The sequence below is a fragment of the Clostridium sp. JN-9 genome, from assembly GCF_004103695.1.
GTDB lineage: Bacteria > Bacillota > Clostridia > Clostridiales > Clostridiaceae > JN-9.
The window spans coordinates 60906-74696 of sequence record NZ_CP035280.1 but is presented as its reverse complement, the minus strand read 5'-3'; the positions used below and the strand labels follow the sequence as shown (position 1 = coordinate 74696).

Annotated in this window: 6 protein-coding genes, 2 tRNA genes and 5 rRNA genes; 2 read left to right on the top strand and 11 right to left on the bottom strand. The window is 42.1% G+C overall.

What is annotated here, in order from left to right; all coding sequences use genetic code 11:
* The first annotated feature begins 49 nt into the window (after positions 1 to 49).
* Entirely contained in the window at positions 50 to 532 is a 483-nt protein-coding gene (locus EQM05_RS00395; RefSeq protein WP_128747901.1) for a peroxiredoxin, read from the top strand.
* 100 nt (positions 533 to 632) lie between these two features.
* Here the strand turns inward: EQM05_RS00395 and EQM05_RS00390 are convergent.
* The 4 genes from EQM05_RS00390 to EQM05_RS00375 form a co-directional block, all read right to left on the bottom strand.
* Positions 633 to 708: transfer RNA gene (locus EQM05_RS00390), tRNA-Phe, on the bottom strand.
* 7 nt (positions 709 to 715) lie between these two features.
* Positions 716 to 832, bottom strand: a 5S ribosomal RNA gene (gene rrf, locus EQM05_RS00385).
* Between the two features lie 51 nt (positions 833 to 883).
* Positions 884 to 3791 (bottom strand): 23S ribosomal RNA (locus EQM05_RS00380).
* Positions 3792 to 4109: 318 nt separating this feature from the next.
* A 16S ribosomal RNA gene (locus EQM05_RS00375) occupies positions 4110 to 5621 on the bottom strand.
* Together the 16S, 23S and 5S rRNA genes with 1 tRNA gene alongside form the textbook arrangement of a ribosomal RNA operon.
* A gap of 494 nt (positions 5622 to 6115) precedes the next feature.
* Between EQM05_RS00375 and EQM05_RS00370 the strand changes: the two genes are divergently transcribed.
* Positions 6116 to 6712 (top strand): uracil-DNA glycosylase, encoded by a 597-nt coding sequence (locus tag EQM05_RS00370; RefSeq protein WP_128747900.1) that lies wholly within the window; start codon positions 6116 to 6118, stop codon positions 6710 to 6712.
* A 163-nt stretch (positions 6713 to 6875) separates the two neighbouring features.
* On the opposite strand, the gene EQM05_RS00365 is transcribed toward EQM05_RS00370, so the two are convergent.
* The 7 genes from EQM05_RS00365 to EQM05_RS00335 all read right to left on the bottom strand — a co-directional run bounded on the left by EQM05_RS00365 (position 6876) and on the right by EQM05_RS00335 (position 13636).
* Positions 6876 to 7313 carry a VanZ family protein gene (locus tag EQM05_RS00365; protein WP_128747899.1) on the bottom strand — a complete coding sequence of 146 codons (438 nt, stop codon included), beginning with the start codon at positions 7311 to 7313 and terminating at the stop codon, positions 6876 to 6878.
* 17 nt (positions 7314 to 7330) lie between these two features.
* Positions 7331 to 8263 (bottom strand): M42 family peptidase, encoded by a 933-nt coding sequence (locus EQM05_RS00360; RefSeq protein ID WP_128747898.1) that lies wholly within the window; start codon positions 8261 to 8263, stop codon positions 7331 to 7333.
* Between the two features lie 21 nt (positions 8264 to 8284).
* Positions 8285 to 9283 (bottom strand): M42 family metallopeptidase, encoded by a 999-nt coding sequence (locus EQM05_RS00355; RefSeq protein ID WP_128747897.1) that lies wholly within the window; start codon positions 9281 to 9283, stop codon positions 8285 to 8287.
* Positions 9274 to 10314 (bottom strand): M42 family metallopeptidase, encoded by a 1041-nt coding sequence (locus EQM05_RS00350; protein ID WP_128747896.1) that lies wholly within the window; start codon positions 10312 to 10314, stop codon positions 9274 to 9276. Before EQM05_RS00350 ends, EQM05_RS00355 begins: the two co-directional genes overlap by 10 nt.
* A gap of 151 nt (positions 10315 to 10465) precedes the next feature.
* Positions 10466 to 10541 (bottom strand) — tRNA-Lys (locus tag EQM05_RS00345).
* A 7-nt stretch (positions 10542 to 10548) separates the two neighbouring features.
* A 5S ribosomal RNA gene (gene rrf, locus EQM05_RS00340) occupies positions 10549 to 10665 on the bottom strand.
* Between the two features lie 51 nt (positions 10666 to 10716).
* Positions 10717 to 13636: ribosomal RNA gene (locus EQM05_RS00335) — 23S ribosomal RNA — on the bottom strand.
* Between the last annotated feature and the right edge of the window lie 155 nt (positions 13637 to 13791).

Here is a 13791-nt window from a genome sequence, read left to right as displayed (position 1 = left end):
ATTATATACTTATAAGAATTAAATACTATATGAAATTTGAGGTGTTAATGTGGAAAATGTTAAAACTATAAGTGAATTGAAAATTGGCGATAAAGCTCCTAATTTTAATTTGAAGGGTTCTGATGGTAAAGATCATTCCCTGGTGGATTTCTTAGGTGAAAAGGTAGTGCTGTATTTTTACCCAAAGGATAATACATCAGGATGCACTAAAGAAGCCTTGTGCTTTATAGATAATTATGAAAACTTTTCTAATTTAAATACAATAATATTGGGCATTAGCAGAGATTCCTTATCTTCCCATGATAAATTTATAAAAAAGCTGAACATACCTTATATTTTGCTATCAGACTCTGAAGAAGTGGTATGTAATCTATATGGTGTTTTAAAAGAGAAGAATATGTATGGTAAGAAATCCATTGGAATTGAGAGAAGTACTTTCATTATTAATGAGGATGGCATAATAGAAAATATATATAGAAAAGTAAAAGTTGATAAACATGTGGATAACATTTTATCCTTTCTTACAAAATAATGAATTTAGCAAAAAGATCATGTAATTTTAGTTATATGATCTTTTTTTATAACATAATCAAAAAATAAAATAACACCTTAGATAAAATCTAAAGTGCTATTGGTGGCCAGACCAGGAATCGAACCAGGGACACGAGGATTTTCAGTCCTCTGCTCTACCGACTGAGCTATCTGGCCAAGTATTACCTGGCAACTACCTACTCTCCCACAGAGCCTCCCCTGCAGTACCATCGGCGCAATAAAGCTTAACCTTCGTGTTCGGAATGGGAACGGGTGTTGCCTTTACGCCATCATTACCAGATCTATATGAAAGAACAAATCTTGTTCTTTCAAAATTGCACAGTATAATTATTTGGTCAAGCCCTCGACCTATTAGTATTAGTCAGCTGAACATGTTGCCATGCTTACACCTCTAACCTATCAACCTAGTGTTCTTCTAGGGGTCTTACTAGCTTACGCTATGGGAAATCTAATCTTGAGGTGGGTTTCACGCTTAGATGCTTTCAGCGTTTATCCCGTCCCGACATAGCTACCCAGCCATGCTCCTGGCGGAACAACTGGTACACCAGAGGTCAGTCCATCCCGGTCCTCTCGTACTAAGGACAGCTCCTCTCAAATTTCCTACGCCCGCGACGGATAGGGACCGAACTGTCTCACGACGTTCTGAACCCAGCTCGCGTGCCGCTTTAATGGGCGAACAGCCCAACCCTTGGGACCTACTTCAGCCCCAGGATGCGACGAGCCGACATCGAGGTGCCAAACCTCCCCGTCGATGTGGACTCTTGGGGGAGATCAGCCTGTTATCCCCGAGGTAGCTTTTATCCGTTGAGCGATGGCCCTCCCACGAGGAACCACCGGATCACTAAGCCCGACTTTCGTCCCTGCTCCACTTGTATGTGTCGCAGTCAAGCTCCCTTCTGCCTTTGCACTCTTCGCGCGATTTCCAACCGCACTGAGGGAACTTTTGGGCGCCTCCGTTACATTTTAGGAGGCGACCGCCCCAGTCAAACTGCCCACCTAACAATGTCCCGTGACCAGTTTCATGGCCACCGGTTAGAATCTCAGTACTGTCAGGGTGGTATCCCAAGGGTGACTCCACAGAAGCTGACGCCCCTGCTTCGCAGTCTCCCACCTATCCTGTACAGACAATACCGAAACTCAATGCTAAGCTACAGTAAAGCTCTACGGGGTCTTTCCGTCCAATCGCGGGTAGCAAGCATCTTCACTTGCACTACAATTTCGCCGGATTTGTTGTCGAGACAGTGCCCAAGTCATTACGCCATTCGTGCGGGTCGGAACTTACCCGACAAGGAATTTCGCTACCTTAGGACCGTTATAGTTACGGCCGCCGTTTACTGGGGCTTAAGTTCACCGCTTCACTTGCGTTAACGGATCCCCTTAACCTTCCAGCACCGGGCAGGCGTCAGCCCCTATACTTCAGCTTTCGCTTTAGCAGAGACCTGTGTTTTTGCTAAACAGTTGCTTGGGCCTATTCTCTGCGACCTGCCGTGAGGCAGGCACCCCTTCTCCCGAAGTTACGGGGTCAATTTGCCGAGTTCCTTGACAACAATTCTTCCGATGGTCTTAGGATTCTCTCCTCACCTACCTGTGTCGGTTTGCGGTACGGGCACCAACTTCCTCCATAGAGACTTTTCTCGGCAGCGTGGAATCGGATACTTCGCGACGATAATTTCGCTCCCCATGACACCTCATCATTGATCAGACGGATTTGCCTGTCTGACCTGACTAAGTGCTTAGACGCACATCCAATAGTGCGCACATCCTATCCTCCTGCGTCATCCCATTTGTAATAACGTCAGTTGGCGGTATCGGAATATCAACCGATTGTCCATCACCTACGCCTTTCGGCCTCGGCTTAGGTCCCGACTAACCCTGAGCGGACGAACCTTCCTCAGGAAACCTTAGGTTTTCGACCAATAAGATTCTCACTTATTTCTCGCTACTTATGCCAGCATACTCACTCCTGTACAGTCCACCGCTCCTTTCGGTACGACTTCAGCCCATACAGGAAGCTCCTCTACCACGTACACGTAGTGTACATCCATAGCTTCGGTGGTAAGTTTTAGCCCCGGACATCTTCGGCGCAGGACCTCTCGACTAGTGAGCTATTACGCACTCTTTAAATGAGTGGCTGCTTCTAAGCCAACATCCTAGTTGTCTTAGAAATCCCACATCCTTTTCCACTTAACTTACACTTTGGGACCTTAGCTGATGATCTGGGCTGTTTCCCTTTTGACCACGGATCTTATCACTCGTAGTCTGACTGCTGAGATTCAAGTATATGGCATTCGGAGTTTGATAGGGTTCAGTAACTGTTGTCAGCCCCTAGCCCATTCAGTGCTCTACCTCCACTACTCATTCTCAACGCTAGCCCTAAAGCTATTTCGAGGAGAACCAGCTATCTCCGAGTTCGATTGGAATTTCTCCGCTATCCACAGCTCATCCCATGATTTTTCAACACCAATGTGGTTCGGTCCTCCACGGAATTTTACTTCCGCTTCAACCTGTCCATGGATAGGTCACCCGGTTTCGGGTCTACAGCATGCAACTAGTCGCCCTATTCAGACTCGGTTTCCCTTCGGCTCCGTACCTTAAGTACTTAACCTTGCTACATACCGTAACTCGCTGGCTCGTTCTACAAAAAGCACGTCATCACACGTTAAAGTGCTATGACCGGTTGTAGGCACACGGTTTCAGATTCTATTTCACTCCCCTTCCGGGGTTCTTTTCACCTTTCCCTCACGGTACTTCTTCACTATCGGTCACCAGTTAGTATTTAGCCTTGGGAGGTGGTCCTCCCTGCTTCCCACAAGGTTTCACGTGTCTCGTGGTACTCTGGAATAGATCTTTAAGACTTCCTTTTTCACCTACAGGACTGTTACCTTCTGCGGTGGTCCTTTCCAGAACCTTCAGTTAAATGATGTCTCACATAATGATCTATCCACAACCCCAGGAACAAGTTCCTGGTTTGGGCTCTTTCCCTTTCGCTCGCCGCTACTCAGAAAATCGATTTTTCTTTCTCTTCCTCCGGGTACTTAGATGTTTCAGTTCCCCGGGTATAGCCCTATAAACCTATGAATTCAGTTTATAGTACATACCGTTAGGTATGTGGGTTTCCCCATTTGGAAATCTCCGGATCACAGGCTATTTGCGCCTACCCGAAGCTTATCGCAGCTTATCGCGTCCTTCTTCGCCTACTGGTGCCAAGGCATTCACCATGCGCCCTTTGTAGCTTGACCTTTAAAATCTCTATAAGCTTCGCACTACTGCGTCAGCTGCCTTCACTGCGGTGCTCATTTACCTTGAGTAAACTCCGCTCCTCGCTCAGTTGCTTCCTTGTATTGCTCGCTTCTATCAATTTTCCTTTAAATAAAGTAATCTTAATACAAAGGTATTTTTGTATACCTTAACTTTAATGTAAACTTTTTTATACTGTGCAATTTTCAAAGAACAAAAGAGATTAATCAAAAACCGTTTAGGTTTTTTGATCTCTCAAAATTAAACAGAGAAATAAACCAAGCTTTCACGTAAGTTATCCTTACATGTCGACTCCTTAGAAAGGAGGTGATCCAGCCGCAGGTTCTCCTACGGCTACCTTGTTACGACTTCACCCCAATTACTAATCCCACCTTCGGCCGCTGACTCCTTACGGTTATCTCACGGACTTCGGGTGTTACCAGCTCTCATGGTGTGACGGGCGGTGTGTACAAGGCCCGGGAACGTATTCACCGCGACATTCTGATTCGCGATTACTAGCAACTCCAGCTTCATGTAGGCGAGTTTCAGCCTACAATCCGAACTGGGATGGGTTTTAGAGTTTGGCTCCACCTCGCGGTATTGCATCTCTCTGTACCCACCATTGTAGCACGTGTGTTGCCCTGGACATAAGGGGCATGATGATTTGACGTCATCCCCACCTTCCTCCCGGTTAACCCGGGCAGTCTCACTAGAGTGCTCAACTTAATGGTAGCAACTAATGATAAGGGTTGCGCTCGTTGCAGGACTTAACCTAACATCTCACGACACGAGCTGACGACAACCATGCACCACCTGTCTCCCTGCCCCGAAGGGCTTCGCCTATCTCTAGGTTATTCAGGGGATGTCAAGTCCAGGTAAGGTTCTTCGCGTTGCTTCGAATTAAACCACATGCTCCGCTGCTTGTGCGGGCCCCCGTCAATTCCTTTGAGTTTTAATCTTGCGATCGTACTCCCCAGGCGGAATACTTATTGTGTTAACTGCGGCACAGAAGGGGTCGATACCTCCTACACCTAGTATTCATCGTTTACGGCGTGGACTACCAGGGTATCTAATCCTGTTTGCTACCCACGCTTTCGTGCCTCAGCGTCAGTTACAGTCCAGAGAATCGCCTTCGCCACTGGTGTTCTTCCTAATCTCTACGCATTTCACCGCTACACTAGGAATTCCATTCTCCTCTCCTGCACTCTAGATATCCAGTTTGAAATGCAGTACCCAAGTTAAGCCCGGGTATTTCACATCTCACTTAAACATCCGCCTACGCACCCTTTACGCCCAGTAAATCCGGACAACGCTTGCCACCTACGTATTACCGCGGCTGCTGGCACGTAGTTAGCCGTGGCTTCCTCCTTTGGTACCGTCATTATCGTCCCAAAAGACAGAGCTTTACAATCCGAAGACCTTCATCACTCACGCGGCGTTGCTGCATCAGGGTTTCCCCCATTGTGCAATATTCCCCACTGCTGCCTCCCGTAGGAGTCTGGACCGTGTCTCAGTTCCAATGTGGCCGATCACCCTCTCAGGTCGGCTACGCATCGTTGCCTTGGTGAGCCGTTACCTCACCAACTAGCTAATGCGCCGCGGGCCCATCTCAAAGCGGATTACTCCTTTGATTAGAACATCATGTGATGCTCTAATGTTATGCGGTATTAATCTCCCTTTCGGGAGGCTATCCCCCTCTTTGAGGCAGGTTGCCCACGTGTTACTCACCCGTCCGCCGCTAATCCATCCCCGAAGGAACTTCATCGCTCGACTTGCATGTGTTAGGCACGCCGCCAGCGTTCGTCCTGAGCCAGGATCAAACTCTCAATTTAAAAGTTTGATTGCTCATTACTTTATACTCTATAAAAGAATTGCTGGTTTATTTAACAAGTTTTTACCTGTTATCTTCTCTGTTTAATTTTCAAAGATCATGTCTGTCATCCGACAGCTTTTATATCTTATCATGTTTATTCGATATTGTCAACAATTTTTTTACTTATTTTTTTAAGTTTAATTATGACAGTATACATAAAAACATTTTATCTTAAAGTAGAATTTAAATTCTATTTTAAGATGCTGCCGCGTTTTTCAGCGACATGTGTTATTTTATCATAAAAAATAAAACACCAACAGTATTATTACATCACCTTTTAAGATTATATTAATAATACTCCTAATATCTTTCTTTATTTAATTATTTGGGGTGTTGATACACCAGAATGAGTTTATTAGACTTTATCCAAAATATCTTTGTAATTTTGCATGAAAATCATCATAATATGTTAAAATATGATTTGTACTTAATATAATAAAAAGGGAGATAATTATGTTTGCAATAGAGGATCTTAATATGGAAATCAAATCAATTGCTGAAAGTTACAAAGAAGAGCCCACTGGTGGATGGATTACAGGAAATGGCCCTGTGCCATGTGAAATAATGTTTATCGGAGAAGCACCTGGAAAAACTGAAGTAGAGGAAAATAAGCCCTTTGTAGGAGTCGCTGGTAAAAACCTGGAGTATTATTTAAATTTAGTAGGCTTAACAAGAAGCCAAATCAGAATCAGCAATGCATGTTTCTTAAGACCAATTAAAATCAGCACTTCAAAAACCGGGAGAACAACCATAAGTAATCGAGCTCCTAAGACAAAAGAGATTGAAATGTTTAGGGATATTTTGGATAAAGAAATATTATTAGTTAATCCTAAAATAATAATTACGCTTGGTAATATCCCTCTTAAAAGACTTACAAAATTTAATTCCATAGGACAATGTCATGGAACATTGATTCAGGACAATGATAATAAAAGAAATATATTTCCCATGTATCATCCATCGGCTTTAACCTATAATAGAAATGATGAATTTAAATCAATGTATACAGCAGACTGGTTAAAACTAAAAGATGTTCTTCATAGTTTATAATTTTGTTATTAATCCTAATGCATATTATTTTAATTGGCTGGATAAAAAATAAAGTTATTGCATTAACAGTTAAAAACTACTGATGCAATAACTCTGGTACCTGGAAGTGTACATATAAAAGTCCTGTATCTGTCACTTAATCTTAATCTATTTCTACAAAAGTTTATTTTACGGATGTTTTTTTAATGTGACAATTAAATCCCTTAATTATCATTCCCAGTGTTCCTCCGCTGGTATCTATCAGAACATCTCTAAATCTACCCGATCTGCCTGGAACAAATATCTGATGGATTTCGTCTGTGGAAGCATATAAAAATACAATAATTAAAGAAATCCACAAACATTTTCTCTTGTCATAACAATCAGTAAGAGCATTATATGCAAATAAATATAAAATAAAATATTCGGTAAAATGAGCTGCTTTTCTTACTGCAAAATTGGCCATGTTTCCTAATATACTATTTAAATTTAATCCTAAAAGATTGAAAATGTATATTACATATCTGCTATTTTCATTAGATGCTTCTGCAGGCATACTTGAGAAGTTGAAAATTACTATCATCCATGCTGCAAAAAGTATCCATTTAATTATTTTCTTCATTGATATTCCTTCCGTATTTAGGCTTCAATTATATCCTTGATGAGTTTTTCAGTATTATTTATATCCTCAATGCTAACCAATTCAATGCTGGATCCCTTATATCTGCATGGGACATCAATTTCAGCTGTAGGTATTCCTGATCTCTCCTTGTGTACAAAAGAACCTAATGAGGAATCCCTATTTGACGTTCTCTGTATATTAATATTATTTTTTTCTGCTGCTGATTCAATTAAACTGATAATTTTATTATTCCCAATTAGTGTTTTATCCATTATTTTTAATACTGGACCTTTATCTATAGAAATACCCTTATCATTAGAATTTATTGCATTAACAACTATGCAGTAATCCGGATCTATACTGTATGCTGCTGCTCTTGCACCTCTTCCTCCCAACTGTCCCTGGGTAGAAAACACAAAATTTATTTCTCTATGTAATTCTTTGACCTGTTCTATTGTTTTAAGTAAAATATAAATGCCCGCTTTATCACTAATATTACTGCCTAATATTTTTGTTTTAAGATCTACAATACTGCCTGTTATACCTGCTACATACCCCTCTCTTATGCCACTTTTTAAAACTTCATCTCTGGAATTCATTCCTAAGTCAATTAGTAATTCATTATTGCTGCTTATAAGTTTACCCTTTATGCCATTATTAAATGAAACTATGCTATTTTGCACTGATTCATTATTAAAGTCCCCTATTTTTTCTACTCTGACTTTTCCATCCTTTTCAATGTATGATGCTATTAACCCCTTTTCATCTGTGTGAGTGCAAATCATTATTTTTTTGTCTCCCTGGCCAACTTTAACTATAAGATTACCCATTTTATCTTCATTGATATTTACCACATTTTCAGGCAGGTTCTTTTTTATTAATTTTATTATGTATTCCTCACTTCCACTTAGTGAAAGTGTATCTAATAATTCATTAAATAATTTATCCATAACAAAAATCTCCTTTAAAATTTATATAGTGTATAAATATTCCTTTAACAGCTTTACCGTATTAGTATAATCATCCATGCTGCATACTGAAACAGAAGAATGAATGTATCTGCATGGTACAGAAATCGTAGCAACTTTAGCACCTTGTCCTGACATATGAATTGCTCCAGCATCGTTTCCTCCAGCTACAGCTCTTCTAAACTGATATGGAATGTTCTTCTTATGTCCTACTTCAATTATTTCATTAATAATTTCCTTATTAAAAAGGCTGGTTTTATCCATTATGGAAATAGCAGGACCTTTTCCAATTTCAGTTGCTTTTAAATGATCAGGTATATTAGGCATATCTGCACAAATTGTACCTTCAATAGCTATACCTATATCAGGCTGTATGTTATATGCTGATGCATATGCTCCTCTTTCTCCTACTTCCTCCTGAACATTAAAAACGCCATACAAATCACACTCATAACTTTCTTTCAATACATCTATTAATACAGCGCAGCCCATTCTGTCATCAAATGCTTTTCCTTTCATTAAGCCAGTTCCAAATTCATTAAATTTGGTATCAAAGACACAATAGTCACCTAGTTTAATATATTTTTTAGCCTCTGCCTTATCTTTGGCACCGATATCAATGCAGCAGTTCTCATAACCTATATTATTTTTTCTTTCCTCTGGACTTTGAAGATGTATAGGTTTTAGTCCAATTACACCAGGAATTTTATTTTTTCCAATGAGAACAACCTTACATGGAATTACCTTGCTGTTTATACCGCCTAATGCACTAAATTTTAAGGTTCCATCATCATTATATCCAATTATTATAAATCCGACTTCATCAATATGAGCATCTATAACTACCTTTTTTCCTTTACCTTTTTTGTGTGCTATAATATTTCCCATTTTATCAATTACTATATCATCAACAAAGTTTGTTATCTCACTTTTTATTATTTTTCTTACTTCCCCTTCATAACCAGATGGGCCTGAACTATTACTTAATGTTTCTAAAAGCAAAATAATCCCTCCAATTCATCCTGTGATAATTCCTTAATAAGCTCTGCAATAAGCAGTCCTGTATTTCTTATGTCATCTACATTTACAACTTCTACAGTTGTATGCATATACTTTATTGGAATAGAAATTAATAATGTAGCTATTCCTTCCCTGGCAATCTGAATATCCCATGCATCTGTACCTGTATTCCCCGGCTCCACTTCAATCTGATATGGTATATTATGCTTATCAGCTATTTCAATAATTTTTTCTCTTAATTTGCAATGAACATTAGGACCTACACAAATAGAAGGCCCGCCTCCTAATTTATTTTCTCTGTCTTTATCACCAAATTCTCCGCCGTCAAAAGTTACATCAATTGCTATACCTATATCAGGGTTTATATCATATGCAGCCATTTTAGCTCCTCTATGTCCTACTTCTTCCTGACATGAGCATACAAAATAAACATCTGCATCATGCTGTGCCTGCTTTAACTCATTTGCACATGACCACATAGCTGCAATGCCGGCTCTGTCATCTATTGCCTTACAGGTCACATTATTATTGAGTAATTCATAAAATTGTCTGCTTAAAGTAACATAATCCCCTATCTTTACCTGCTTTTTTAGATTTTCATCATCTAATCCTGTGTCGATAAGTAATTGTTCTGCTTTAATACCTTGCTTTTTTTCTTCATCCTTCATAAGATGAGGTGGCTTTATACCTATAACTCCAGGTATCTCCTTCCGTCCATGAACTATTACTTCCTGAGATACCAGTGTTTTAGGATCTATGCCTATAGCATTAAACTTTAAAAAACCATTGCCTAAAATATCTGTTACCATTAAGAATACTTCATCTGAATGGGCCATAAGCATAACTTTAAATTTATCCTTTCCTTTCTTATGGATATAAATATTATTCATATTATTTATTGATATTTCACCTAATCCATTAAATAGTTCCTTTATCTTATTATAAATTAAATCCTCTCTTCCGCTTGGACTGTCTGTAGTACACAATTCTTTTAAAACTAATTCCTCGTTCATATAAAAACACCTCTGGTATATTATTTTATTACATAAACTTGTTTATATGATTATATAGTTTACCATATCATTTATATACATAATTCTATATATGATAAAAGAAATCCTTCAAGCAAAAAATAAAAAAAGACATTCAAAATTGAATGTCTTTTGGTGGCTCACCGGGGAATCGAACCCCGGACACCATGATTAAAAGTCATGTGCTCTACCAACTGAGCTAGTGAACCAAGTATTACCTGGCAACTACCTACTCTCCCACAGAGCCTCCCCTGCAGTACCATCGGCGCAATAAAGCTTAACCTTCGTGTTCGGAATGGGAACGGGTGTTGCCTTTACGCCATCATTACCAGATCTATATGAAAGAACAAATCTTGTTCTTTCAAAATTGCACAGTATAATTATTTGGTCAAGCCCTCGACCTATTAGTATTAGTCAGCTGAACATGTTGCCATGCTTACACCTCTAACCTATCAACCTAGTGTTCTTCTAGGGGTCTTACTAGCTTACGCTATGGGAAATCTAATCTTGAGGTGGGTTTCACGCTTAGATGCTTTCAGCGTTTATCCCGTCCCGACATAGCTACCCAGCCATGCTCCTGGCGGAACAACTGGTACACCAGAGGTCAGTCCATCCCGGTCCTCTCGTACTAAGGACAGCTCCTCTCAAATTTCCTACGCCCGCGACGGATAGGGACCGAACTGTCTCACGACGTTCTGAACCCAGCTCGCGTGCCGCTTTAATGGGCGAACAGCCCAACCCTTGGGACCTACTTCAGCCCCAGGATGCGACGAGCCGACATCGAGGTGCCAAACCTCCCCGTCGATGTGGACTCTTGGGGGAGATCAGCCTGTTATCCCCGAGGTAGCTTTTATCCGTTGAGCGATGGCCCTCCCACGAGGAACCACCGGATCACTAAGCCCGACTTTCGTCCCTGCTCCACTTGTATGTGTCGCAGTCAAGCTCCCTTCTGCCTTTGCACTCTTCGCGCGATTTCCAACCGCACTGAGGGAACTTTTGGGCGCCTCCGTTACATTTTAGGAGGCGACCGCCCCAGTCAAACTGCCCACCTAACAATGTCCCGTGACCAGTTTCATGGCCACCGGTTAGAATCTCAGTACTGTCAGGGTGGTATCCCAAGGGTGACTCCACAGAAGCTGACGCCCCTGCTTCGCAGTCTCCCACCTATCCTGTACAGACAATACCGAAACTCAATGCTAAGCTACAGTAAAGCTCTACGGGGTCTTTCCGTCCAATCGCGGGTAGCAAGCATCTTCACTTGCACTACAATTTCGCCGGATTTGTTGTCGAGACAGTGCCCAAGTCATTACGCCATTCGTGCGGGTCGGAACTTACCCGACAAGGAATTTCGCTACCTTAGGACCGTTATAGTTACGGCCGCCGTTTACTGGGGCTTAAGTTCACCGCTTCACTTACGTTAACGGATCCCCTTAACCTTCCAGCACCGGGCAGGCGTCAGCCCCTATACTTCAGCTTTCGCTTTAGCAGAGACCTGTGTTTTTGCTAAACAGTTGCTTGGGCCTATTCTCTGCGGCCTGCCGTGAGGCAGGCACCCCTTCTCCCGAAGTTACGGGGTCAATTTGCCGAGTTCCTTGACAACAATTCTTCCGATGGTCTTAGGATTCTCTCCTCACCTACCTCCTCACCTACCTGTGTCGGTTTGCGGTACGGGCACCAACTTCCTCCATAGAGACTTTTCTCGGCAGCGTGGAATCGGATACTTCGCGACGATAATTTCGCTCCCCATGACACCTCATCATTGATCAGACGGATTTGCCTGTCTGACCTGACTAAGTGCTTAGACGCACATCCAATAGTGCGCACATCCTATCCTCCTGCGTCATCCCATTTGTAATAACGTCAGTTGGCGGTATCGGAATATCAACCGATTGTCCATCACCTACGCCTTTCGGCCTCGGCTTAGGTCCCGACTAACCCTGAGCGGACGAACCTTCCTCAGGAAACCTTAGGTTTTCGACCAATAAGATTCTCACTTATTTCTCGCTACTTATGCCAGCATACTCACTCCTGTACAGTCCACCGCTCCTTTCGGTACGACTTCAGCCCATACAGGAAGCTCCTCTACCACGTACACGTAGTGTACATCCATAGCTTCGGTGGTAAGTTTTAGCCCCGGACATCTTCGGCGCAGGACCTCTCGACTAGTGAGCTATTACGCACTCTTTAAATGAGTGGCTGCTTCTAAGCCAACATCCTAGTTGTCTTAGAAATCCCACATCCTTTTCCACTTAACTTACACTTTGGGACCTTAGCTGATGATCTGGGCTGTTTCCCTTTTGACCACGGATCTTATCACTCGTAGTCTGACTGCTGAGATTCAAGTATATGGCATTCGGAGTTTGATAGGGTTCAGTAACTGTTGTCAGCCCCTAGCCCATTCAGTGCTCTACCTCCACTACTCATTCTCAACGCTAGCCCTAAAGCTATTTCGAGGAGAACCAGCTATCTCCGAGTTCGATTGGAATTTCTCCGCTATCCACAGCTCATCCCATGATTTTTCAACACCAATGTGGTTCGGTCCTCCACGGAATTTTACTTCCGCTTCAACCTGTCCATGGATAGGTCACCCGGTTTCGGGTCTACAGCATGCAACTAGTCGCCCTATTCAGACTCGGTTTCCCTTCGGCTCCGTACCTTAAGTACTTAACCTTGCTACATACCGTAACTCGCTGGCTCGTTCTACAAAAAGCACGTCATCACACGTTAAAGTGCTATGACCGGTTGTAGGCACACGGTTTCAGATTCTATTTCACTCCCCTTCCGGGGTTCTTTTCACCTTTCCCTCACGGTACTTCTTCACTATCGGTCACCAGTTAGTATTTAGCCTTGGGAGGTGGTCCTCCCTGCTTCCCACAAGGTTTCACGTGTCTCGTGGTACTCTGGAATAGATCTTTAAGACTTCCTTTTTCACTTACAGGGCTGTTACCTTCTACGGCGGTCCTTTCCAGAACCTTCAGTTAAATGATGTCTCACATATTGATCTATCCACAACCCCAGGAACAAGTTCCTGGTTTGGGCTCTTTCCCTTTCGCTCGCCGCTACTTAGAAAATCGATTTTTCTTTCTCTTCCTCCGGGTACTTAGATGTTTCAGTTCCCCGGGTATAACCCTATAAACCTATGAATTCAGTTTATAGTACATACCGTTAGGTATGTGGGTTTCCCCATTTGGAAATCTCCGGATCACAGGCTATTTGCGCCTACCCGAAGCTTATCGCAGCTTATCGCGTCCTTCTTCGCCTACTGGTGCCAAGGCATTCACCATGCGCCCTTTGTAGCTTGACCTTTAAAATCTCTATAAGCTTCGCATTACTGCGTCAGCTGCCTTCACTGCGGTGCTCATTTACCTTGAGTAAACTCCGCTCCTCATTCAGTTGCTTCCTTGTATTGCTCGCTTCTAGCAATTTTCCTTTAAAATAAAGTAATCTTAATACAAAGGT

Excerpts from the sequence above, each read along its gene's own strand:
- EQM05_RS00370 (WP_128747900.1), top strand. The coding sequence starts at position 6,116 with ATGTTTGCAATAGAGGATCTTAATATGGAAATCAAATCAATTGCTGAA.
- EQM05_RS00365 (WP_128747899.1), bottom strand. The coding sequence starts at position 7,313 with ATGAAGAAAATAATTAAATGGATACTTTTTGCAGCATGGATGATAGTA.
- EQM05_RS00360 (WP_128747898.1), bottom strand. The coding sequence starts at position 8,263 with ATGGATAAATTATTTAATGAATTATTAGATACACTTTCACTAAGTGGA.
- EQM05_RS00350 (WP_128747896.1), bottom strand. The coding sequence starts at position 10,314 with ATGAACGAGGAATTAGTTTTAAAAGAATTGTGTACTACAGACAGTCCA.